Source organism: Mesorhizobium sp. ArgA1, from assembly GCF_053714375.1.
In genome coordinates, this window is record NZ_JBSKBQ010000018.1 from 12,615 (window position 1) to 34,208 (window position 21,594).

Annotated in this window: 20 protein-coding genes and 1 pseudogene; 11 read left to right on the forward strand and 10 right to left on the reverse strand. The window is 60.9% G+C overall.

Annotated elements, in window-relative coordinates:
- From ACWGTI_RS26935 to ACWGTI_RS26960, 6 genes are all read left to right on the forward strand, one after another.
- Positions 1 to 633 (forward strand): hypothetical protein (locus tag ACWGTI_RS26935; protein WP_454589930.1); only part of this gene is annotated, 633 nt, incomplete at its 5' end.
- A 229-nt stretch (positions 634 to 862) separates the two neighbouring features.
- Complete coding sequence (locus ACWGTI_RS26940; protein ID WP_454589931.1) at positions 863 to 1,042, forward strand: hypothetical protein; 180 nt, start codon at positions 863 to 865, stop codon at positions 1,040 to 1,042.
- 149 nt (positions 1,043 to 1,191) lie between these two features.
- Positions 1,192 to 3,576, forward strand: coding sequence for a peptidase domain-containing ABC transporter (locus ACWGTI_RS26945; RefSeq protein WP_454589932.1), 2,385 nt, complete (start codon positions 1,192 to 1,194; stop codon positions 3,574 to 3,576).
- A 106-nt stretch (positions 3,577 to 3,682) separates the two neighbouring features.
- Positions 3,683 to 5,092, forward strand: coding sequence for an HlyD family type I secretion periplasmic adaptor subunit (locus ACWGTI_RS26950; RefSeq protein ID WP_454589933.1), 1,410 nt, complete (start codon positions 3,683 to 3,685; stop codon positions 5,090 to 5,092).
- 28 nt (positions 5,093 to 5,120) lie between these two features.
- Positions 5,121 to 6,848: an SEL1-like repeat protein gene (locus ACWGTI_RS26955; RefSeq protein ID WP_454589934.1), complete on the forward strand. Its 1,728-nt coding sequence runs from the start codon at positions 5,121 to 5,123 to the stop codon at positions 6,846 to 6,848.
- Positions 6,849 to 6,861: 13 nt separating this feature from the next.
- Positions 6,862 to 7,083: a hypothetical protein gene (locus ACWGTI_RS26960; RefSeq protein WP_454589935.1), complete on the forward strand. Its 222-nt coding sequence runs from the start codon at positions 6,862 to 6,864 to the stop codon at positions 7,081 to 7,083.
- 327 nt (positions 7,084 to 7,410) lie between these two features.
- On the opposite strand, the gene ACWGTI_RS26965 is transcribed toward ACWGTI_RS26960, so the two are convergent.
- Positions 7,411 to 8,304: an ankyrin repeat domain-containing protein gene (locus ACWGTI_RS26965; RefSeq protein ID WP_454589936.1), complete on the reverse strand. Its 894-nt coding sequence runs from the start codon at positions 8,302 to 8,304 to the stop codon at positions 7,411 to 7,413.
- 615 nt (positions 8,305 to 8,919) lie between these two features.
- Between ACWGTI_RS26965 and ACWGTI_RS26970 the strand changes: the two genes are divergently transcribed.
- The 4 genes from ACWGTI_RS26970 to ACWGTI_RS26985 are packed head-to-tail and all read left to right on the forward strand — an operon-like array spanning position 8,920 to position 13,512.
- On the forward strand, positions 8,920 to 9,411 hold the full coding sequence (locus ACWGTI_RS26970; protein WP_454589937.1) for a Csu type fimbrial protein: 492 nt from the start codon (positions 8,920 to 8,922) through the stop codon (positions 9,409 to 9,411).
- A gap of 39 nt (positions 9,412 to 9,450) precedes the next feature.
- Entirely contained in the window at positions 9,451 to 10,167 is a 717-nt protein-coding gene (locus ACWGTI_RS26975) for a fimbrial biogenesis chaperone (protein WP_454589938.1), read from the forward strand.
- Positions 10,139 to 12,562: a fimbria/pilus outer membrane usher protein gene (locus ACWGTI_RS26980; RefSeq protein ID WP_454589939.1), complete on the forward strand. Its 2,424-nt coding sequence runs from the start codon at positions 10,139 to 10,141 to the stop codon at positions 12,560 to 12,562. The genes ACWGTI_RS26975 and ACWGTI_RS26980 overlap by 29 nt, the downstream gene beginning before the upstream one ends.
- The gene (locus ACWGTI_RS26985) at positions 12,553 to 13,512 is read left to right on the forward strand and encodes a Csu type fimbrial protein (RefSeq protein ID WP_454589940.1); all 960 of its coding nucleotides are present in this window, start codon (positions 12,553 to 12,555) and stop codon (positions 13,510 to 13,512) included. Before ACWGTI_RS26980 ends, ACWGTI_RS26985 begins: the two co-directional genes overlap by 10 nt.
- 216 nt (positions 13,513 to 13,728) lie before the next feature.
- Here ACWGTI_RS26985 and ACWGTI_RS26990 read toward each other — a convergent pair whose 3' ends face one another.
- On the reverse strand, positions 13,729 to 14,700 hold the full coding sequence (locus ACWGTI_RS26990) for a diguanylate cyclase domain-containing protein (protein WP_454589941.1): 972 nt from the start codon (positions 14,698 to 14,700) through the stop codon (positions 13,729 to 13,731).
- A gap of 156 nt (positions 14,701 to 14,856) precedes the next feature.
- Between ACWGTI_RS26990 and ACWGTI_RS26995 the strand changes: the two are divergent.
- Positions 14,857 to 15,149 (forward strand): annotated as a pseudogene (locus ACWGTI_RS26995) (NAD(P)/FAD-dependent oxidoreductase); the annotation flags it as partial.
- A 42-nt stretch (positions 15,150 to 15,191) separates the two neighbouring features.
- Here the strand turns inward: ACWGTI_RS26995 and ACWGTI_RS27000 are convergent.
- The 8 genes from ACWGTI_RS27000 to sctL form a co-directional block, all read right to left on the reverse strand.
- On the reverse strand, positions 15,192 to 16,079 hold the full coding sequence (locus ACWGTI_RS27000) for a D-glutamate cyclase family protein (protein ID WP_454589942.1): 888 nt from the start codon (positions 16,077 to 16,079) through the stop codon (positions 15,192 to 15,194).
- Between the two features lie 170 nt (positions 16,080 to 16,249).
- Positions 16,250 to 17,065 carry a type III secretion system export apparatus subunit SctT gene (gene sctT, locus ACWGTI_RS27005; protein WP_454589943.1) on the reverse strand — a complete coding sequence of 272 codons (816 nt, stop codon included), beginning with the start codon at positions 17,063 to 17,065 and terminating at the stop codon, positions 16,250 to 16,252.
- 9 nt (positions 17,066 to 17,074) lie between these two features.
- Positions 17,075 to 17,344, reverse strand: a complete 270-nt coding sequence (locus ACWGTI_RS27010; protein ID WP_023758730.1) for an EscS/YscS/HrcS family type III secretion system export apparatus protein — start codon at positions 17,342 to 17,344, stop codon at positions 17,075 to 17,077.
- 15 nt (positions 17,345 to 17,359) lie between these two features.
- The gene (sctR, locus tag ACWGTI_RS27015; RefSeq protein WP_454589944.1) at positions 17,360 to 18,013 is read right to left on the reverse strand and encodes a type III secretion system export apparatus subunit SctR; all 654 of its coding nucleotides are present in this window, start codon (positions 18,011 to 18,013) and stop codon (positions 17,360 to 17,362) included.
- Positions 18,006 to 19,112, reverse strand: coding sequence for a type III secretion system cytoplasmic ring protein SctQ (gene sctQ / locus ACWGTI_RS27020; RefSeq protein WP_454589945.1), 1,107 nt, complete (start codon positions 19,110 to 19,112; stop codon positions 18,006 to 18,008). Before sctQ ends, sctR begins: the two co-directional genes overlap by 8 nt.
- A 29-nt stretch (positions 19,113 to 19,141) precedes the next feature.
- Positions 19,142 to 19,630, reverse strand: a complete 489-nt coding sequence (locus tag ACWGTI_RS27025; protein ID WP_454589946.1) for a hypothetical protein — start codon at positions 19,628 to 19,630, stop codon at positions 19,142 to 19,144.
- The gene (locus ACWGTI_RS27030; protein WP_454589947.1) at positions 19,617 to 20,975 is read right to left on the reverse strand and encodes a FliI/YscN family ATPase; all 1,359 of its coding nucleotides are present in this window, start codon (positions 20,973 to 20,975) and stop codon (positions 19,617 to 19,619) included. Before ACWGTI_RS27030 ends, ACWGTI_RS27025 begins: the two co-directional genes overlap by 14 nt.
- Positions 20,972 to 21,589, reverse strand: a complete 618-nt coding sequence (sctL, locus tag ACWGTI_RS27035) for a type III secretion system stator protein SctL (RefSeq protein ID WP_454589948.1) — start codon at positions 21,587 to 21,589, stop codon at positions 20,972 to 20,974. Before sctL ends, ACWGTI_RS27030 begins: the two co-directional genes overlap by 4 nt.
- Positions 21,590 to 21,594: the final 5 nt, after the last annotated feature.

Consider the following 21,594-nt stretch of genomic DNA (forward strand, 5'->3'; position numbering starts at 1 on the left):
CTCGACCGGAGCGACTGGATCGACCGGTGCCACAGGCTCGACCGGAGCGACCGGCTCGACCGGAGCGACTGGATCGACCGGTGCCACAGGCTCGACCGGAGCGACCGGCTCGACCGGAGCGACTGGATCGACTGGTGCAACTGGCTCGACCGGTGCGACTGGCTCGACCGGAGCGACTGGTTCGACCGGTGCCACAGGCTCGACCGGAGCGACTGGCTCGACCGGCGCCACAGGCTCGACCGGTGCCACAGGCTCGACCGGAGCGACTGGCTCGACCGGCGCCACAGGCTCGACCGGTGCAACTGGCTCGACTGGGGCAACCGGAGCGACTGGCTCGACTGGGGCAACCGGAGCGACTGGCGCGACCGGGGCAACAGGCTCGACTGGGGCAACCGGAGCGACTGGCTCGACTGGGGCAACCGGAGCGACTGGCTCGACTGGGGCAACCGGAGCGACTGGCTCGACTGGTGCAACTGGCTCGACCGGGGCAACCGGCTCGACCGGTGCGACTGGTTCGACTGGTGCCACAGGCTCGACCGGTGCGACTGGTTCCACCGGAGCGACTGGCTCTACTGGTGCGACTGGCTCGACGGGAGCAACAGGCGATACCGGAGCGACCGGCCCGGGCGGTGAGACTGGTGACCACCATGGCAATAACGGCTTTGGCAATGGAGATCAGGATGCACCTGGTAATTCCGGGAACCATAACAATGCCGAAAACGGCCCTGGTCACAAAGCCAACCTCACGACCAGTACGCTGGGCCTAAAGGACTCGACGCAGTTCCTGCAATCCGGCTCGACCGACAGTGGTGCAGTCAGCCATGCGTCGTTCCGGCAGCTTGTCGGCCTGGCGGCCAGTTCGGTGACGACCGACCTCCTGAATGTCCTCAACACGATCAGGGGATTTGGTCAGAACCAGAACAAGCCGGTGGGTGCGAGCACCGACCTGATTTCGGACAAGACCAAGCAAGGTGCCGGCTATGCCAACACCGACGAGACAGTGAAGAAGGCTCTGAAGGATATTCTGAAGCCGCATGAGTGAGCAGGAATGGTGACCGGACAAACCACGATAGAGGCCGGTCCAAGGGTAAGAAATGGTCGCGCGGGCTTTGCGAGAGAGCAAAGCCTGCGCGTTCACCATTTCCGAAAGGACACAGGGCTCGTGCGAGCGAGTGGCCAAAGGTGTAGTCAGTGCCGCCGGAAATCCCGACGGGGACGGTCTGCCCTGGGCACGACTGGACCTTGGCTTGCGTGCCGGAAGGGAAGACCATGGTGAGCATCCCTTTGAACGCCGAAAACCAGCCCGTCCGAATCCGCACCGACACCGAAGCCGACGGGACCGGCAAGGCCGGCGGCGAGAGCGCAGTGGGGCGGACGCCGGGTGGCCCCGCCGAGTTTGACCAGGTCGGGCCGCGCCTCAAGGCAATCCTCGCGGTCGCCCGCTATTACGGGGTCGAGCTCGACCCGAAGGAATTCAGGGCGGCAAGTGCAAGTCCGTTTCCAACCTCCACTGATCTGTCAGAATGGGCCCGTAATGGCGGTATGTGGTCTCGCGCCGTCCGCGTTCGCTGGTCTCACCTCTTGCGCTTTCAGGACACCGGACCGGTCGTTCTGTTGTTCAACGATGGGGGCGCGGGGCTCCTCATCGGCGCGAGTGCGGAGCGCAACTTAGTCTTCCTCAAAAGCGCGGACGCGGCTGATGATGGTCAATCCACCGCGATCGACGAGTTGCGGCTGTCGCAGGTGTGGACGGGCGAGGCGGTGCTGCTGCGACAGGCGCGATCCTCTGTAGCGGCGGATGCGCCTTTCACTCTCGGCTGGCTCGTCGAACTGGTGCGGCTCGAAAGTCGGCCGCTCCGCGACGTCGCTATCGCCTCGTTCACGCTCAGCGTGCTTACCATCCTGCCGCCGCTTATCGTCATGACGGTCGTCAACAAGGTGCTTCAGTTCAACAGTGTCTCCACGCTGTTGCTCTTATCGGCCATAATTGCCGTTGTCTTCGCCTACGAGACGCTCCTGGGCCACGCGCGGCGATTGATCATCAACGTCGTCGGCGCGCGTCTGGACACCAAACTGCAGCTGCACGTTTTCAGTCGGCTCCTGCGCCTGCCGCTGGACTATTTCGAGCGTCATCCGGCCGGCGAGACGATGTACCGTCTCGCCCAAGTCTATCGCATCCGCGAGTTCCTGACCGGCAAACTGCTCAGCACGTTGCTCGACCTGATTACGCTGTGCGTGCTGATACCGGTGATGTTCTACATCAACGCCAAGCTCGCCTGGATCGTGATCGCCTGCGCAGGCGTGATCGTGGTGATCATTCTCGCCTTCCTCAAGCCGATGCGCCGGAGGTACCAGCGGGTGATCGAAGCCGAGACATGGAAAGCCGCAGCGCTCGGCGAAACTGTTGTCGGGATAAAGACCGTGAAGGCACTTGGTCTCGAGCCGCAACGCAAGGCGCTTTGGGACGAGCAGGTGGCGGAGTCGGGAAGGGCGCGCCTGGCCTTCGGCCAGTTCGCCAGCTGGCCGCAGACCCTGGTTACGCCGATCGAACGTGCCATGGTGCTTGGCACTATGCTGATCGGCGCCTATCTCGCGATGAACGACAGTTCGGGATATATGGTAGGCGGCCTGTTCGCCTTCATGATGATCTCCCAGCGCGTCGCACAACCCCTCGTCGGGCTTGCACGACTGATCGAAGACTACGAGGAGGTCGGGGCAGCGATCGGCGAGGCGGCGTCTGTCCTGAACCGGCCGCTGGAGAGCAGTTCGAATTCCCTCGGCCTGAGACCAAGGCTCGTCGGCGAGATCACGTTCAGCGATCTGACCTTCAGCTATATCGGTACGAAGACGCCTGCGCTCGACCGGGTCAGCTTCAACATTCCGGCAGGATCCATGTTCGGCATCGTCGGGCGCAGCGGGTCGGGAAAATCGACGATCGCGCGTCTCCTGCAGGGGATTAACCGAGACTATAGCGGATTCCTCAAGCTGGATGGTGTCGACCTCAAGGAATTCAACCTGCGCCACCTGCGCCAGGGGCTCGGTGTGGTGCTCCAGGACAATTTCCTGTTCCGCGGGTCGATCCGCGACAACATCATTGCCGGGCGCGCAGGCCTGACGCTTTCCGACGCCATGCGTGCCGCGCATCTGGCCGGCGCCGAAGAATTTATCGAACGAATGCCCAATGGCTACGACACCTACATCGAGGAAGGATCGCCCAATCTGTCGGGCGGTCAAAAGCAGCGGCTGGCGATCGCGCGCGCCCTCATCCACAATCCGACCATCCTCATCCTCGACGAAGCGACCAGCGCACTCGACCCGGAGAGCGAAGCGGTCGTCAGCAACAACCTGATGCGCATCGCCAGCGGGCGCACGATGATCATCGTTTCGCACCGGCTCTCCTCTCTCACGGAGTGTGACCAGATCCTGGTAATGGAGCAAGGTAAGGTACTCGACGTGGCACCGCACGCGACCCTGCTCGAACGATGCCCCCTCTACAGGCAACTGTGGTTGCAGCAGAACCGGCACCTCGACGGCCGTGCCGGCCGTCCGGTGGCCGTACCGTCGCGGCTGGATTGACGATGTCACTTTGCGATCGAGTGAGCCCGAGGATCGCCCGCAAATCGGCGGTCCATACCGGCGCCAAAGTGCTTGGCGGCATGAAGGTGGAATGGGATAGCAAGCCATGAGCAGCAGCACCTCACTCGCCATCCGCCCTGCCCGCTGGCAGCGAACCAAAACGAACGATCCGACCACACCCGCCATCCTCGAATTCCAGTGGCCGTCGACGGCGATCGCCAATGCCCCAATTCCGCGAGCGGCGCGGGGCATCGTCTGGGTTATTTCGAGTTTGGTGATCGCCTTGATTGCCCTGGCAGGGTTGATCCCCGTCGACCAGGTGGTGACGACCAGAGGGCTAGTGGTCTCACAATCGCCGAACATCATTGTGCAGCCACTGGAGACGGCGATCGTTCGCTCGATCGACGTGCGCGAAGGACAGAATGTGCGAGCCGGTCAATTGCTTGCCCGCCTCGATGCTACCTTTGCCTCAGCCGACCTCCAGTCGCTGGCAATTCAGGTCTCGACGCTTGAGGCCGAAGTGGCTCGGTTGAAGGCAGAGGCCGACGGGCAAGCCTTCAACTATGACGGTCTCGATCCAAGCTGGACCCTGCAGGCGTCCATCTTCGAGCGCCGTAAGGCGGTCTATGACTCCAAGCTGGATAGTTTTGACCGACAGCTTGACGAACTCAGTTCGGTGATCTCGCGATCACAATCTGATGCGGAAGGCTATCGCCAGCGGCTCAAAGTCGCGGCCTCGATCGAACAGATGCGAAAACAGCTGGAAGCAAGACAGGTGGGAAGTCGCCTCAATACGCTCCTCGCCGAGGACAACTGGGCGGAAATGTCCCGCTCGCTCAGCAATGCCGAGCAGACAACAGAAGCCGCCAAACGCCAGCAGGCGGGGGCGGCTGCCGACCGCAACGGCTACATTCAGAGCTGGCGAGCGGAAGTCTCGCAGAGCCTGTCGGAGGCGAACTCGCGACTGTCCGACGCCCGCGAACTCCTCAACAAGGCGAAGCTGCGCAAGCAGTTGGTCGAACTGCGGAGCGAAGCCGACGCTATCGTCCAGTCGGTGGCGAAGGTTTCGGTTGGGTCGGTTCTGCAGTCTGGTGAGCGCTTGATCACTCTGGTTCCGGTCAACGCGCCTCTCGAGATCGAGACAAACATCGTCGGCCGGAGCAGCGGCTTCGTTCATGTCGGCGATCCGGTGGTCATCAAGTTCGACACCTTTCCCTATTCCCAATACGGCCTCGCCCACGGCTCCGTACGAGCGCTCAGCCCTGATTCCTTCTCGGCACGAGACCAAGTGCGCGATCAGAACAGCTCCCGGGCCATGCTGCCTTCGGATGCTGAGCCGTTCTATCGTACGCGGATTTCCATCGACCAGGTCGCGTTGCACGACGTGCCCGCCGGGTTCGTGGTCAGCCCCGGCATGCCGGTGACGGCAGATGTGAAAGTCGGCCGGCGCACCGTGCTCAAATACATTCTTGGCGTGATGCTCCCGATCGGCCAGGAAGCCATGCGGGAACCCTAGCGCAGTTGGACTACGGAGGGTCGCATCGATGGCAATCCTGAATCGGCTGACCGATCGCGCCTTCCCGGCAGCGGCCTTGCGCCGGGCAATCCAGCTCAGCGACAAGCCGGCAGAAGCCTTTCCGCACTTGGCGGTCGCGGCACGCGCCGGTCTCGTCGATGCCGAGTATCGGGTCGCCCGTTGCTATCTAGAGGGCTCAGGCGTGCCGGCGAGCCGGGCGGAAGGCAGGCGTTGGCTGCTGCGGGCGGCGAACCACGGAAGTGCTGACGCGCAGGCTCTTCTGGCTGCCCTCTATCTGGCCGGGCTGGTGCCCGCGGATGCTGACGGCCGCGATGCCGGCTCCGTGAGTCTTTTCGAACGAGATTACTCTGGCGAACCTGACTTCGCCGCTGCGCTCGGTTTTGCCACCAAGGCGGCCGAGGCAGGCTCGGCAACGGGACAGGCGATCCTCGGTTACATTCTGGCCAGCGGCCCCGAGGCGATGCGGGATGCGGATGCTGCGCAGCGCTGGTACGAAAAGTCGGCCGCAGCTGGCTGCGCCGAAGGAAGTCTCGGCCTTGCCCTCTCGCTGGCCCGGCGCGGCAGGCCGGAACAACGGAGCAGGATCGCCGACGAGGTACGGCGCGCGGCAGATGCCGACCTGCCGACCGCAACCTACCTTCTCGCGGTCCTCACCGAACATGGGTTCGGAGTCACGAGCGATCTTGCTGCGGCCGCGCGGCTTTATCAGCAAGCTGCGGAGAAAGGCCTTCCCTCGGCCCAGTACCGGTTAGGGCTGGGGCTGATCGACGGGAGCCTCGTCGATCCGGATCCCGTGGCCGGGGAGGCGTGGATGCGGCGCGCCGCGCTGGCCGGCAACGTCGAGGCAGCCCACTTCCTGGGTGATCGTAACGCCAAGAGCCGGCCACCGGATTTTGCGGAAGCCGCAACATGGTATCGACGGGCCGCCGAGGCGGGTCACCAGGCCGCCGCGCGCGCACTGGCATCCCTGTACTTGACGGGAAACGGTGTTGTCAGGGATGAGAAAGAGGGGACACGCTGGCTGCGCACTGCAGCGGCCAGCGGGAACCAGGAAGCACAAGTAGACCTGGCCAACCTCGTGCTTCAAGGGGCTGGCGAGCCGGCAGATACTGCAAGTGTAGCCCGATGGTTCGAGGCTGCCGCATTGTCGGGCGACCTGACCGCTGCGTTCAATCTAGGGCTCTGTTTCACCAAGGGCGTCGGTGTACGCCAGGACGAAGGTCAGGCTGCGCAGTGGCTAAGGCGCGCGGCCGAAGGCGTGGCCGAGGCTCAATACATGTATGCGCGCATGCTCAGGGATGGGCGTGGCGTGGTGGCCGACGCGCACCACGCCCGCGCCTGGTTTGCCGAGGCAGCCGAAGGTGGCGTGCTCGACGCCCAAGTGGCACTTGCGGAGATGCTGCTCAACGGGGGCGGCGGCAAGCGTTTGCCGGAGGCCGCCGTGAAGCTGTTCGAACGGGCCGCCGCCGACGGTCATGCTGGGGCAATGTTTGCCTTGGGGGTGCTGCACAGTTCCGGCGAGGGCCTGCCCATCGACCAGGTGGCGGCGCAGAAATGGTTTGCCGCCGCCGCCGAACGTGAGCACGGACAGGCCCAATTCATGCTGGGCCGGTATCTCTCCAGAGGTCTTGCCGGAGAGCGCAACCCGGTGGCCGGCCGCCTTTGGCTCGAGCGCGCGGCAGCGCACGGCATCCAGGAAGCGGTCGAGGAGCTCGCCCATTTTGCCCCGGGTTGAAGCAGGTCAGAATATGAGCAGGCGCGCCGCCGACTTTCTACGCAGATGGATGCTCGACCATCTGCCGCCGCGAATTGAAGACCCCGCCCTTGTCGTGACCACCATGGCGGCCGACGCCGTGCGGGCTGCCGAGGTCCAAGGCATGACGCACCAAGAGATCGATCAAGAGATCGCAAGCGTCTATGAAGCGATCATGTGTACGCTCGAGGATCGCGCGTCAGATTTGGCGGGTTAGGCAAAACGCCCAGGCCGACTCGCGATGCGCCTGCGAGTGTCAGTCACATTTCAGGAGAGAATTGCCGGCATTCATCTTGCACCGTCAGCGGCCCGACAGTCTGTTGGGGGGTGTTCGCAAGTCTGCAGCAGAACCTTGTTCGGACGTTTTCCCCCGCTAATGGCCGGGCAGCTTTCGTGTTGGGAGTAGTCAGCAATGAGTTTGCGGGTGAGCTTGTCGACCGAGATGAGATGCGCCTTGCTCGTCTCCTTCGTAGAACCAAGTCCTGGCGAAACAGGAGCGGCCCGGCCTGCTTATCAGCTTGACAGAGGATTTGCTGTCGATGAGTCAGGGCAACGGGATCGGCTTATCACTGAGTGTGCGCAAGTAGGCAATTACGTTTGTTCGCTCAGTTTCGTCCGGAAGACCCGGGACCTCCATGTAAACGCCCGGCGTGGTTAGCATAGGCCCGAAGAGATATTTATTCAGGTCCTCGTACGTCCACACACCCTCCCAGCTCGACAAGGCCTCGGAGTAACGCATATTTGCCACAGATGCCTTGTCGCGGCTGACGACCCCCCACAAATTCGGTCCCGTCTTGATTCCTCCCTGTGGCTCGACACTGTGGCAACCGCCACATGTGTGAGTGAAGGTGCTCCGGCCCTTTTCGACATCCGCAGAAGCCAACTTCGCCGAAATCGGCGCTGGTGTCGGCAAGATCACGCCGTGAGACAAGAGATAGTCGGCAACTTCGCGGCGCCCCTTGAGTTTTGCCAAATGGAGCGGCGTTTTGCCGTCCTTCGTCCTCGCATTCACGTCCGCGCCGGCCTCGACCAGTGCCTTTACGCAGTCGAGACAACCGGCAGTGACTGCGATGTGGATGGCGTTTTCGCGGTTGCGCGGCGAATTCGGATTTGCGCCGGCATCCAGCAACAGTTTGATCAGATCGATCCTGCGTTTAGCCAAAGCCGGCATGAGGGCAGGACCCAAGGCTGGCGTCGGGGCGGCGTTGACGTCGGCACCGCGTTCTATGAGCAGTTTTGCTACCGCGAGATGCCCGGCTCTGACAGCAAGATAGAGTGGTGTCCCGCTCCCGTCGCTTTCATCGACGCCAACACCCGAGTCGAGTGCTGCCGCGACCGCCGCAACGTCGCCCTTCTTGGCGGCGTCATGAATGGCTGCCGCCTGCGATGTCAGCGGGAGCAAACAGAAACACATCAACCACAGCATTCCAGCGCGCATAGTTGCCTCCCGGCAGCTTCAGATGCGAGCGACGGCGAGCGCGATCAAACTTTGCGCCTCCGGAAGAATATTAGCAATATCTAAACGAAGGCACCCTGGTCTCGGGCGGGCCGCAGCTAGCGGACCGCCGAATCAGATCCACTAAATGCCTGCATGCTGCGTTGCCGATATGTTTCGTCATCGTCGTTTGTGGCCTTGAGACGCGGGGCGACTTTCACCTTGTGCTATTGACAACCGGGCACAACTTTCACGGCAGTTCAATAAACTAGGAAGTTGCCTTTTTCGTCCCGCTGAACAGATCTAAACGATAGCGACTAGAAAGAAATACGAACAATAGTATAACAAAGATCGGCGTTAACCTCACTCTACCTCTGATAATTGTAACACCTGTAAGGTTTCGCCAAGCTTACTTTGAGAATTCTTATGGGATCAGCGCCCGTTAACTCCAATTATCTTATGTTTCTTTCAACCAACTCGTCGAAGCGGAACCGATGTATGGGGTTGTGCCAGATTAACGAAATAGTTATACACACATGAGACATCGGTGGGTGGCGGGGCATAGCAATCTTGACTTTCGCGTATATGCGCGGATAGCGGGAACCAGCGGAGCGTCGCATGCGCGGAACCAAGTCTCTTGCCATCCTTTCAGCTCTGTTGCTGACGTCTCACCCTTCGTTTGCGGCCACGGCCACCGGCAACATGGCCGTCCGGATAACGATCCAGGCCGAATGCAAGGTTCAGACAGCGACCGATCTGGACTTCGGCACGAAGGGCGTCATTGATGCCAATGTCGACCAGACGAGCACCATCTCGGTGCAATGCACCAACAGCACACCCTACAACGTTGGTTTGGGCGTCGGCGCCGGCGCGGGCGCAACGACGGCGGTTCGCAAAATGACGGGGCCGGCGTCGGCCGTCGTCAACTACACGCTCTACCGCGATGCGGCGCGAACCCAGCTTTGGGGGATCACCGTTGGAACCGACACGGTAGCCGGAACCGGTAACGGCGCGGCTCAACCGCTCACGGTATACGGTCGCGTGCCTCCGCAGACAACCCCGGGCGCTGGCGTTTACAGCGACACAGTGCAAATCACCGTCACTTATTGAACGTCCGAAACTTATTGACCAACTGAACAAGGAGGTCACATGCGTTCTATGCTGGCAAGCATCGGCGCTGCAGCATTTCTGTTGGCTGGCAGCGTCCTCTCCGAAGCCGCCTCTTTGAGAGTGGCACCAACAAATCTGGAACTCCTGGCACCCGACAGTGCATCCGTTCTCAATTTGAGAAATGATGCGAAGCGGCCGATCAACGTCCAGGTGCGTGTTTTCCGCTGGACCCAGGAGGGAGGGGCTGAACGTCTTGGGCCTACCAACGCGGTGGTCGCCAGCCCCCCAGCCACGACACTAGGCCCAGGCGCCGATTATGTGGTGCGCATCGTTCGGGTATCAAAGACACCCGTTGCGGCAGAGGAAAGCTACCGGGTGATAGTCGATGAGCTCCCGGACCCGTCATTGAAGAAAGCCGGAACCGTGAATCTCGTGCTTCGGTATTCTGTTCCGGTTTTTTTTAGGAACCCGGACGCTTCAGCTCCCAAGGTCTCCTGGAGTTTGTCGCGCCATGGCGGTGCTCTTGTGCTAACTGCTCGGAATTCGGGCGACAGCCGGCTCAGGATATCGGACCTGAAGCTCACGCAAGATGGACGGAGGCTTAGTAGCCGTCAGGGCCTGGTCGGCTACGTGCTGGGCGGCGCGACCATGCAGTGGCCGATACCGGGAAAATCGCCATCGAACGGGGCGGTTGCGCTCTCGGCCGAGAGCGATTTTGGACCGTTCGATGCCGATGTCGCAGTCAAGGGCCGCTAGGATCGCGATCGCTGTCGTCCTAGCTATTCTCTCATCCTCGCCGGTCAACGCAGAAGATTTGTTACCGGAGCCTAAGGCGACCGAATCCAACACGGCCCCAACCGAGGGCCGTGACCTTTATCTTGAGGTCTTCATCAACGACGCCTCCACGAAATTGATCGGGGCCTTTAAAGAGCTGCCGGACGGGGGGCTGGCGGCGACACCCGACGAGTTGCGAGAAGTTGGACTGAAGCCCATCGACGCGGCTATCGACGCCAATGGGCTGGTGCGGGTCGATCAGCTTCCTGACGTCTCCTTTCAAATCGATGAGGCGACGCAGCGGCTTTATGTGAGGACCACGGATGAAGCACGCTCCGCACGCGTCATCGATATTTCCACCCCGGAAAAACAGGATCGCATAAAACCGCAATCGGGGTACGGCGGTGTCTTGAACTACACGCTGTTTGCCAGCACCGACGACCTGATGGATCGGACCGCGCAGCTCTTTCGGGGCGTTTCGGGAGGGTTCGACGCGCGCCTTTTCAGCCCCTACGGCACGTTGAGTCAAGGCTTTATAGCCAGTCTGACCGACGGCACCTTCGACGGCCTGACGCGCCTGAACACGACCTGGAGCTATTCTGATCCCGAGAGGCTGCTGACCTATCGGGCCGGGGATTTTGTCTCCGGTGGTCTGTCGTGGACGCGGCCAGTCTATCTCGGTGGGCTTCAGGTGCAGCGCAATTTCTCGCTGCGTTCCGATCTCGTGACCTTGCCGCTTCCAAGCTTCTCCGGAACGGCAGCGGTTCCTTCTACCCTTGAGGTCTATGCCCAGAACGTCAAAACCTACACAAGCGACATTCCCGCCGGGCCGTTCCAGGTAACCAATCTCCCGGTGTTTACAGGATCGGGCCAAGCGCAGATCGTGTTGCGAGACAGTCTCGGGCGAGAGACGACAGCAACCTTACCATTCTACAATTCAAGCATGCTTTTGCGACAGGGGCTTCTCGATTTCTCGGCAGAAATCGGGTACCCGCGGCGCAATTTCGGAATCGAATCCGACGACTATGACAATCGCATCTATGGTTCACTAAGTGCCCGTTACGGGCTGACCAATTCCCTCACCCTGGAAGGCCATTTTGAAGCGGGCCAAGACCTCGTCAATGGCGGCGCCGGCGCTGCATTCCCCCTGGGTGCATATGGAGCGGCGTCGATTGCGACCGCCATCAGCCGTTCTGGCGGGCAGACAGGCGGCCTCGTCAACGCATCGATCGAATTGAGCCATGAAGGCTGGTCCGTCTATGGGCGCATCCAACGTGCCTTCGGAGACTATCAGGATATTGCTTCGGTCACTGCCGAAGCAAATTTGATCCCAGGCCCCGGCGAATTGCCGATCTTCAGCACCCGTGTTCCAAGGGCGCTCTCCCAGGTGACGCTTGGCGTGCCTCTTCCGATCGATTTCTCAAGTCTCAATCTGTCATATGCGCAAATCGAAAGCGCCGGAGGCGACAAAAGCCAAATCGTTGGTCTCTCCTACAGTCAGCAGGTGTTCAAGGACAGCACGGTGTATGCAACCGCGTTTACCGACCTGGACGACAAGAAGAGCTTTGGGGTTTTTGCCGGCATCTCGGTGCCGATCGGCAGGGACGTCACCGCTTCGACCGGCGTGGAGCAAGGGCCAGATGGCGCGTCGGTTGTTGCCGATATCGCCAAATCCGAGAAGCTCGAAAATGGCAGCATCGGCTGGCGCACCAGGACGTCGGAGGGTGATACGCCAGCTCGCGCGGCAGCCGTCAGCTACCGCTCGCCGTGGGCCCGTTTCGAAGCAGGTGTCCAGCAATACGACAAAAGTGTCCGAGGAACCGCCCAGGTCGATGGCGCTGTCGCCGTCGCCGGCGGCGGCGTTTTTCTGGCCAACCGTATCGATGACGCGTTCGCGGTGGTCGATGTCGGCGTTGCGGGTGTCGAGGTCCAACATCAGAACAGGCCGGTCGGTGTCAGCAATCGGCAGGGCAAACTCCTGGTGCCCGACCTCAACTCCTACGAACCCAACACGATTTCTATCGATCCCAAGAACCTTCCGGTCGATGCCAATGTCCCAGAGACACGGGAAGTGGTCGAGCCGGCTGATCGCAGCGGCGTCGTTCTTGATTTTGGGGTCTCGGACAAGTCAGAGGCGGCGCTTGTGTCCTTCGTCGATGCTCAAGGCAAGGCACTTCCCGCCGGGGCGAAGGGCCATATCGAAAGTGCCAAGGAGGAGTTCGTCATCGGCTACGAGGGCGAGACCTACATCCAGGGGCTGCAAGCACGCAATCTCGCCGCCGTCGAGTTCGATGACGGCACTTCGTGTCGGGCGGAGTTTTCATATCGGCCAGCCCCGGGCACGCAGGTGGCAATCAGGAACGTGAAATGTCAGTGAAGATCCCACTTCGGTTCCTTCGCTTAGTCGTTTCTGGCCTCATCTGCCTTATGCCGGTGGCAGCCTTGGCGCAAAGCTGCAGCTTCGGCGTCTCCGACATGAGTTTTGGTCAAGTTGATACACTGCCAGGGGCTCAGACCAATTCCACGGCGACGATGAGCGTCAATTGCAGTGGCACGCCGGCAGCACGCATTCTGATCTGCCCGAATATCGGTACTGGCAGCGGTGGGGCAACGGCATCTTCCAGGCAGATGCTCAGCGGTTCCAACATTCTGAACTATCAGCTCTATTCAGATTCGGCGCGTAGCGTCGTCTGGGGCGCCTACTTCTGGCCTTATACAGCACGCGCGCCTGCCTTCGCACTGACGCTTGGTGGTTTGGGTACAGGCACTGGCAGCGCCACAATTTATGGCGCCGTTCTCGGCAGTCAGGGGACAGCCTCGACAGGGAGCTATCTCTCGAGCTTTTCCGGTAGCAATGTCGAATTCCGTTACCGATATACGACTTCGAGTTCTTGCGGGACCGGGACCGGCACCATCGCGCGGCCGAGCTTCAACGTTACAGCGACAGTTGCCGCAAACTGTCTGGTCGTCGCCCAGAATATCGATTTTGGGCCCAAAGGCGTGCTGAGCAATAATGTCGACGCCTCCGGTCAGGTCTCTGTGACATGCACGCCGGGCACAGCTTACACCGTGAGTCTCGGAAATGGTCTAACGGGCACCAGTCCCACCGCGAGACTGATGACACTTGGCGGTCAGGTGGTCACCTACGGGCTGTATAGAGATACGAATCGCAGCCAACCGTGGGGCAACACGATCGGCACAAACACTGTGGCCGGCACAGGTACGGGGGCGGCGCAGAATCTCCCGGTATATGGTCGTGTGCCGCCGCAAACGACACCTGCGCCGGGCGTCTACACTGATACGGTAGTCGTTACTGTAACCTACTAACCGCGTGAAAAGGACCCGGTTGCCTGCGGGTCCCGCTCCTGAAGCTATCAAGCGGTGTTGGATATGAACATTCGCTCCAGGGTCTGGCGCTGGCAGCCCAAGGGGTTGCAACCAAGGCAAATTCCGAGCAACGCGACCGGGCGCTAAGAACCCTTTCGAGCGAGGTTTAGGCAGCCGTTTGCTGTTTCAGGTCGGCGCGACCATCCTCGGCGCCTTTCACTTCTCTTCGTAAAAACTGAATGTGCCGCGACCGCCGTGCTTGCTCTGGTACAGTGCCAGGTCGGCTTTCCGCAACAGGTCGTCCAATGACAATCCATCGTCGGGCGCAACGGAGATTCCGACGCTGGTGCCGACCGAGACCGACTGCCCACGTACAGCGAAAGGTTCGTGCATCGCGGCCACCAGACGACGTGCAAGGACCCCGGCATCGGACCGCCGATGAATGTCGGTCTGCACGATGGCGAACTCGTCGCCTCCAAGACGAGCTACCGTATCGTGATCGCGAACCGAGGCACGCAGTCGTCCGGCAACCTGTTTGAGAAGTTCATCTCCCGCCTGGTGCCCCAGCTGGTCGTTGACCGGCTTGAACCGATCAAGGTCCAGACACAAGACCGCCATGGTGCCGTTTCGCTTCGTCTTTGCGATTGCCTGCTGCAGGCGATCGTTGAACAGCGCCCGATTGGGAAGATCGGTCAAGTGATCGTGGTGGGCCATATGGGCAACGAGTTCCTGGTTGCGCCGCTGCTCCGTCACATCAAGGTATGTTGTTACGAATCCTCCCCCTCTGAGGGGAACGCCACGCACTTCGAGCACCATGCCGTTGGGTCGCGTCCGTTGATAACTATGCGGCGTTCGCTGTTTGGCCAATTCAAGCCGAGATGCGACATGATCGTCGATCGAGCCCGGTCCGTATTCCCCTCTCTCGGCATTGAACCGGAACAGATCCTCCATATTCGGATAACCATTGCGGAACAGATCCGGAGGATAGTCTAGCATCGACCTTTGCTGGTCGTTGCAGAGTACCATCCGCAAATCGTCGTCGAACAGGGAGATGCCGCCGGGAAAATTGTCGACCACCGCCTCCAGAAGTCGGACTCTTTCCCGCAGAGACTGCTCTGACGCGCTGATATGTTGGGGTTCGTTCGATCCGAAGTCTGTCGGCGCATCCGATTGGCGCAATGCTGGCATAAGGCTTCTCTCGTTGAGGGACGGCTTCCCTGCCAACGAAATACGCCAAAAGTCTTTATATCACGTTTCCCTAAAATACCGCTGTTGCCAGTGGCTACCCGGCCTTAGTGCTACTTAGAACGAACCCGGAATGCAAAATTAGGGAAGTCAGGTGCGGATTATGGCGCGTATCTGCGTCAGGTCGAGCGGGGTACATCGTCTTCGGTGGAGCGGCCGATAGGGTGCCGGTGGACCTGGTTCCCGGCCACGCGACCGCCGACCCCACGTGCCTTCCGGCACAGTTGCGAGCCGTCGCGCGGCTGCTGCCGGCAATCGCAAAGGTCGCCGTCATCCGCACCTGGTCCGGCTGCGAAGGCTATGTGCGGGATATGCTGCCGGTCATGGGACGCTCGGCGACGACGCCAGGCTTGTTCCACGCCTTCGGCTTCAGCGGACATGGGTTCCAACTTGAATGATAATTTGCTTTAGCCAAACACAGGCACCGCGGACCGTCAAATATTCGAGCTTTTGATTTCATTGATCAATTTCCACCGATTGGCGATTCCATGCTTTCGCAGACTATCGACAGGACCGGCATGCGCTTGAGCATCCACGTCGGTGATCAGCATGTGTCCGGGCGACACTGTGATCGAAATCGCGAGTTCGGCACGAGCAAGTGCGTCCTGGGCGGTCAGGCTGCTGGCCCAGAAAACAGGGACCTCTCCTTCCAGGATTTCGACCGCATCGCCCCAGTCGGGAGCCATCAAGTCGCTTATGCCGATGATCGCGGGCTCTCCGACATGGATGGGAGAGCCGTGGGCTTGCGGGAAGCGTGCGGTAAGCGCGCGAACCTTGTCGACGTCGCACTGTTTCACCGGCCGCATCGAGACAACCATTTCGCCACCAAACGGTCCGACGCGGCACGTCTCGATTCTGGTTCGAAACTTGGGCGAGGCTTTGCCGCAGCCGATGCGACGGAGTTTCACGCCCTTTTCGGCAAGTGCAGCTTCGACGGTAAGCGAACTGCCGAGCGCGAAAGCGGCGAAGTCATCCCGCCACAGGTCGATAATGTCCGTTTTCTGGCAGATCATCTCCCCGAAACAATAGATGTTGTACTGGGGCGCATCAGTGCGGATATCGATATCACCCAGGCCTGGGAGCAATGGGCTGCCGGTACGGCTCACGCCCACCAAAGGACAGGGTTTCGGATTGCGGACGCAAAACTGATGAAAATCGCCGGCGAAGCTGCGGGGCACAATCGCAACATTGGCCTGAAGCTTGCCGCGCGCAAGCCCTCCCGTATGCCCTTCATAGGCGCCCATTCTGACCAGTCTGCGCAGCCTGTCTGCATCGACCAGTCGCAAATCCTCATAGATCAATGAAGTGGTTTGGCGAGCCATGGATTCCGATGCGTATGCATGTTCAGAGACACGTCGAGAGCGCGTAAGATCATCGACGGGTCAGCCGCTTGTCAAATTATCAGAATCTTTCCTCGTCGATAAATTGTATTTATTGGTCGACCAACCGGCGCCTCTGTTATTATTAGCAATTACTCATAAAGCTTCCGCTCTCATTGACAGCTACGGCAGCCGATCGCTTCTATCTGACGGCCTGCCTCGTGCAAAAAGCCAAGGTCGCGGTTCATGTAGAAGAGCAGGAAAGCCGCATAGAGGACAAAGACGAGGCTGAAAACCAGCGTCTTGACGACCAGCGAAAGCGCAAAAACATTCAGGTGCGGCGAGGCGCGCGCAAGGAAGGCCAACACAATGTCGGACAGGAGCATGCTGATGACGAGCGGGAACACGAGGGTCAGCGCCATCATTACAATGCGGTTCAGCAGACTGAGGAAGATTCCGGCTGCATCCTTGCTGAATACGGGCAGAAGTTGGTCGATCGGCCAAAGGCCATAGCTGTCGTAGAGGCTGGTCAGGGAAAGTTGCAGGCCGCCGGCCGCGAGGTAGACCGTGACCATGATGACGGCGAGCAAGGTGCCGGTAGCACTCGTCTCATGGGTCATCATCGGATCGATCAGGGTTCCCATCGTGGAACCGCGCTGCAGGTCCACGATATCGCCCGCAGCCTCCGCCGCCCAGAACGGTATGCCCATTGCCAGCCCGAGCGTCACCCCGACAACAACCTCCTTGAGCATGTACAGAACGATCATCGTTGTCGTGATGTCGGTGTTCGTCAGCCTGGTCACGATCATCGGAAAGACCGGAACCGCCAACGCCAGAGCCACGCCATTGCGCAGAAGCCCAGATAGCGGCACGCGCGAAAAGAGCGGCATCAGGAGCATGAAGCCGGTCAGGCGTGCGAGCGCGAAAGCCCCTGCCAGAAGATAGAACTGAAGCTCTCTGACAGACGCGAAGATTGGTTCGACCGGCATCCGCGTGCCTCAGCGCGTGACGACGGGGAATTCGTCGAGCGCTGTCGAGGCCTGCTCCGCGATCTGCTGGCCGAGCAACGGGCCGAAGACGATGATGACCAACAGGATCACGACGAGCTTGATCGTCTGCGGCAGCGACTGGTCCTGAATCTGCGTCAGCGCCTGGGCGAGACCGACTAGGATGCCCACAGCCAGCGCCGCGATGATCGCCGGACTGGACGCGAGCAACACCGTCAGAAGCGCGCTTTGGACCTTCGCCAGGATGAAGTCGTTGCTCATGCAAACCCCGCGGTGTCAGCCGTAACTCAAGATGAGGCCGTGCATCAGCCGCGACCAGCCATCAATGGCGACGAAAAGGAACAGTTTCAGCGGAATCGAAATGAGAACCGGCGAGACCATGATCATGCCGAGCGTCATCAGAACGTTCGCAACAACGATGTCGATGATGAGGAAAGGAAGATAAAGCAGGAAGCCAATCTCGAAGGCGCGGGTAAGCTCCGATGCGACAAAGGCGGGAACAAGGATCGAGAGATCGTCGTCCTTGAGATTCTGCCGCGCCTGTTCCGGCCACAGGCGACTGGTGCCGTCGAGAAAGAACCGCCGTTCTTCCGGCTGGGTAAATTTCATGAGATGTCGCTGCAATGGTTCCCTGACCAGTTGCGCGGCCCTGGCAAGGTCGTCCGTGGTCTGGAACTTAACCTGCCCCTCCTGAAGCCGGCCCGACATTTCGCTCAGCAACGGCGTGGTGACATAGACCGTAAGCACAAGCGCTATTCCGTAGAGCACCAGATTGGGCGGCATCTGCTGGACGCCAAGCGCGTTGCGGATGAGAAACAGCACGACGGAAATTTTCAAGAAGCCGGTCATCGTGACGACTGCCAGCGGCAGCAAGCCGACGAAGCCGACAGCGATCAGAATCCCAAGCAGGTTGGGCGAATTCTCAAGCATTGTCGAACATACGGACGATCCGCACGCCCAGGTTTTCCCCGATCCGCACGATCTCGCCACGACCAACACGCTTGCCGTTGGCTATGATGTCGACAGTCTCGTTCGTCACATCGGCGAGCGGAACGATGGCTCCGGGCGCAAGCTGCCTGACTTCCCCGAGAGCCATTGCCGTGCGGCCCATCTCGAAGGCAAGCGCGACCGGCAACTCGTCCAGGGTCGACTCTTCCAATGTCTGGCCGGATGGCGGCGGCGTGTTCTGATTCATGGTCCACTCCCAATTCGATCCAGCGATTGCAGTCGGCGCGGCAAGCAATTGCGGCCCACCGGCAGTCAAGGTCACCGGCGCATAAAGGCGCTCGGCAATGATGAGTGCCGCCATGCGTTCTTCCTCGACATCCCTGAAAAGCACCACATCGCCGGGCTGCAGGCTTTGAAGCTCGCCAAGGGTGATCGTCAGCGCGCCACGCCGAAGGCAGACCGACAGCGGGAATTCGGCCGAGATCGGGGGCGTCTCTTTGCCGATCTCGTCGAGAAGGCGGCCGATCCGCACCGCCAGGCCGGCGTCAGTCGTGTTCAACACGCAGTCTATCGTTTCGCCGTTGCCGACCATGACAAAAGCGAACGGGGTTTGCTCCGAGACCGTATCTCTTCGTTCAACCGACGTGAGCGCGATCCTCTCACCCAGCTTGCCCTCGATCCTTTCGATGTCCTCTTCGAATACAGATTCCAGCAGCAGTGCAGCGTGAGTGGGCGCCAGTCGTTTCATGTCGACCACGTCGTCCGCCTTGGCGAAGGCCCGTTCGACGACAGAAAGCGGCAGGCGCAATTTGGCGACCTTGTCTGCGACGGTGAACGCAATCGTGCACAGCCGCTGGTCCGCGGGGTTCGCCGCCGGCCAGACGGCAGCGATCGCCATTGCCTTCCCCGCGATGGTGATCTGCGCGGGAGCGCGCCGGCGGTAGAAGGCGTTCAATGCCCCCACTTTCACGGCCGCGACAGATTCCAACGTCAGCCGTTCGCCGACACCCGGCAGTCTGGCCGTTTGTTTCACCGATTTTCCGCGCGCTTTCGTTTTTGCCGACGCCAGGGCCTGAGGCATTACACTTCCATATCCACGATCACGGATGGCTATTGTTCTGTAGGCAAGCGCAGCGGAGCGCGTTCCTCTTCCTCGACAAGCTCGGAAAGAGCCAGGCGACGGCGCGCGCTGCGTTTGGTCAGATGCTCCAACAGTCCATCCAGCTTCGTCACGGCCTTCATGCTCGCACGATGATCATTGCGGGCTGCCGACAACTCCTGTTCCCGTCGCTCCTGGGCGGCACCGGCAATCTTCTCGTTTTCGCGCAACTGTTCGGTTTTTCTGGCGGCGACTTCAAAACGCCCCTGAAGCCGATGGAGGCTGGCAGCCTTTACCGGCTGCCCAACCAGCGAACCGAACGCTGCCTCTTCTGCGTCAACCGTGCGCTGGAGGTGTTCAGTGACCGCGGCGGCCGCCGCCTGAACCTCCTTCGCGGCCCGGTGCGCAGCCGCGTGCCTTCTGATCACGCCTTCCTTCGCGCGTTCTTCCCGACGGCGTCTGAGGTCGCGCAATCGAGCGATCATGTCACGATCTTTCATTGACGATTTCCCGCATGAGTTGGCGCGTCTTCTCGATGCTTTCGTGTGTGGCAGAGGCCTGTCGCAGAAAGGCATTGATGGCATCGATCTTCGCCACCGCCTCGTCCGCCACGGCATCGCTGCCCTTCTTGTATTCACCGACCCGCAGGAGAAGTTCGATATCGGCGTAGCGGGCAAGCAACTCACGCAGGTGGCTGGCGTCAGACCGATGTGCCGGCGGCACAACCGCATCCATGAGGCGGCTTCGGCTGCGCAGGATGTCGATGGCCGGGAAATGATTCCGCTGCGCGAGTTCGTTCGACAGGAAGACATGGCCATCGAGGAGCGCCTGAATTTCCTCGGCGACAGGATCCAGCGTGCCGTCGCCTTCCAGAAGAACGCTGTAGAGGCTGGTGATGGAACCGACGCGGCCGGGGCCTGATCGCTCGAGCAGGCGCGGCAAGACCGCGAACAGCGAAGATGGAAAGCCGCGACGCGTCGGTGGCTCGCCCGAGGCCAGGCCAATCTCGCGCTGCGCACGGGCAAACCGCGTTATGTTGTCCATCGCAAGCAGCACGTGCTTGCCCTGGTCACGAAAATATTCGGCAATGCTGGTCGCCACATAGGCGGCCTTGACGCGCTCGATGGCAGGCCGGTCGGAGGTCGCGACAACGACGATTGCGCGCTGCCGCCCTTGCGGCCCAAGCTGATGGTCGAGGAACTCGCGCACTTCACGTCCGCGTTCTCCGACAAGGGCGACCACGGCAACGTCGGCATCGGTACCGCTGACGATGTCGGAAAGCAGGATCGACTTGCCGACGCCCGGTTCGCCGAAGATGCCGACGCGCTGCCCACGCGCGCAGGTGAGCAGCCCGTCGAGGGCGCGGATTCCGAGCTGGATCGGCTCGGAAATCAAACTGCGTTCGAGCGGGGACGGCGGATAGGCGTTGACCGGATAGCTGCCGGTAATGCCATCCGGCGAAAGCTGCTTGCCATCCAAGGGTTCGCCGAGCGCGCTGATCACCCGACCAAGAAGCCCGGGACCGACGGGCACACGCTGGTCCTTTCCGGTCGCAACGACCTCTGTCAGGCTTGAAAGACCGCTCAGATCGCCCAGCGGAACAAGGATCGCCATTTCGTCCATGAGGCCTACGACTTCCGCCTTGGTCGTCTTGCCGGTCCTGGGGTCGACCATTTCGCATACCTCGCCGATCCGGGCCTCCTCCACGGTCGCATGGATGACCGTGCCGATGACCCGCCGCACGCGCCCTTTCCTGGGCCGGCTGGCGTCGTCGCGGAGGGCGGAACGCAGGTTGGGAATGACGGAAGCCAGACGGCGTTCGATATCAACAGCGGGCTCTGTCATGGAACCTCCGCCTTTGACGCAATCGCGGCAGCGATAGCCTGGAGCTGCGCGTCGATGCTCGCATCGACGACGGCAAAGTCAGTCGAAACGATGCAGGCGCCGGTTGCCAATGCGTCATCAGCGTCGATCTCGACCGTCATGCCGAGATCACCCTCGCGCAGAACCGCGTCCAGCGTATCGCGAACCCTATCGACGGAAGCGGGATGAACTCGGACTTTCAGATATTTGGCGCGGCGAATTTCAGTCACAGCCTGCCTTGCGGCCCTGGCGACAAGCGTGCTGACATCGAATTCTCCAAGCATTCGCCTGACGACATCGAGGGCCAGGCTGATGACTTCGGCTTCCAACCCGCCAAAATAGCGATCCACCTTGACCGCCGTCTCGCTCATCAACCGCGTGGCGTCCGCATCGCCTTGCGCCTTGCCGTCCTCATAGCCCTGCGCATATTCAGCCGCATAGGCTCGCCGAGCGGCGTCACGCAACTGCTGCGCATCGCGTCTTGCTTCATCGAGAAAGGCATGCCCGTCTTGCAGCGCGCGCACCTCGGCAGCGCGCAGAATCCGGGCGTAAGGTCGCCTCGGCACGGCATCGGTCGCTTTGCCAGGTTCGGCCATCCCGT

What these genes read in the sequence shown, in the direction of transcription:
- ACWGTI_RS26950 (WP_454589933.1), top strand. Translation starts at nt 3,683, where the DNA reads ATGAGCAGCAGCACCTCACTCGCCATCCGCCCTGCCCGCTGGCAGCGA.
- ACWGTI_RS26955 (WP_454589934.1), top strand. Translation starts at nt 5,121, where the DNA reads ATGGCAATCCTGAATCGGCTGACCGATCGCGCCTTCCCGGCAGCGGCC.
- ACWGTI_RS26960 (WP_454589935.1), top strand. Translation starts at nt 6,862, where the DNA reads ATGAGCAGGCGCGCCGCCGACTTTCTACGCAGATGGATGCTCGACCAT.
- ACWGTI_RS26965 (WP_454589936.1), bottom strand. Translation starts at nt 8,304, where the DNA reads ATGCGCGCTGGAATGCTGTGGTTGATGTGTTTCTGTTTGCTCCCGCTG.
- ACWGTI_RS26970 (WP_454589937.1), top strand. Translation starts at nt 8,920, where the DNA reads ATGCGCGGAACCAAGTCTCTTGCCATCCTTTCAGCTCTGTTGCTGACG.
- ACWGTI_RS26975 (WP_454589938.1), top strand. Translation starts at nt 9,451, where the DNA reads ATGCGTTCTATGCTGGCAAGCATCGGCGCTGCAGCATTTCTGTTGGCT.
- ACWGTI_RS26980 (WP_454589939.1), top strand. Translation starts at nt 10,139, where the DNA reads ATGCCGATGTCGCAGTCAAGGGCCGCTAGGATCGCGATCGCTGTCGTC.
- ACWGTI_RS26985 (WP_454589940.1), top strand. Translation starts at nt 12,553, where the DNA reads ATGTCAGTGAAGATCCCACTTCGGTTCCTTCGCTTAGTCGTTTCTGGC.
- ACWGTI_RS26990 (WP_454589941.1), bottom strand. Translation starts at nt 14,700, where the DNA reads ATGCCAGCATTGCGCCAATCGGATGCGCCGACAGACTTCGGATCGAAC.
- ACWGTI_RS27000 (WP_454589942.1), bottom strand. Translation starts at nt 16,079, where the DNA reads ATGGCTCGCCAAACCACTTCATTGATCTATGAGGATTTGCGACTGGTC.
- sctT (WP_454589943.1), bottom strand. Translation starts at nt 17,065, where the DNA reads ATGCCGGTCGAACCAATCTTCGCGTCTGTCAGAGAGCTTCAGTTCTAT.
- ACWGTI_RS27010 (WP_023758730.1), bottom strand. Translation starts at nt 17,344, where the DNA reads ATGAGCAACGACTTCATCCTGGCGAAGGTCCAAAGCGCGCTTCTGACG.
- sctR (WP_454589944.1), bottom strand. Translation starts at nt 18,013, where the DNA reads ATGCTTGAGAATTCGCCCAACCTGCTTGGGATTCTGATCGCTGTCGGC.
- sctQ (WP_454589945.1), bottom strand. Translation starts at nt 19,112, where the DNA reads ATGCCTCAGGCCCTGGCGTCGGCAAAAACGAAAGCGCGCGGAAAATCG.
- ACWGTI_RS27025 (WP_454589946.1), bottom strand. Translation starts at nt 19,630, where the DNA reads ATGAAAGATCGTGACATGATCGCTCGATTGCGCGACCTCAGACGCCGT.
- ACWGTI_RS27030 (WP_454589947.1), bottom strand. Translation starts at nt 20,975, where the DNA reads ATGACAGAGCCCGCTGTTGATATCGAACGCCGTCTGGCTTCCGTCATT.
- sctL (WP_454589948.1), bottom strand. Translation starts at nt 21,589, where the DNA reads ATGGCCGAACCTGGCAAAGCGACCGATGCCGTGCCGAGGCGACCTTAC.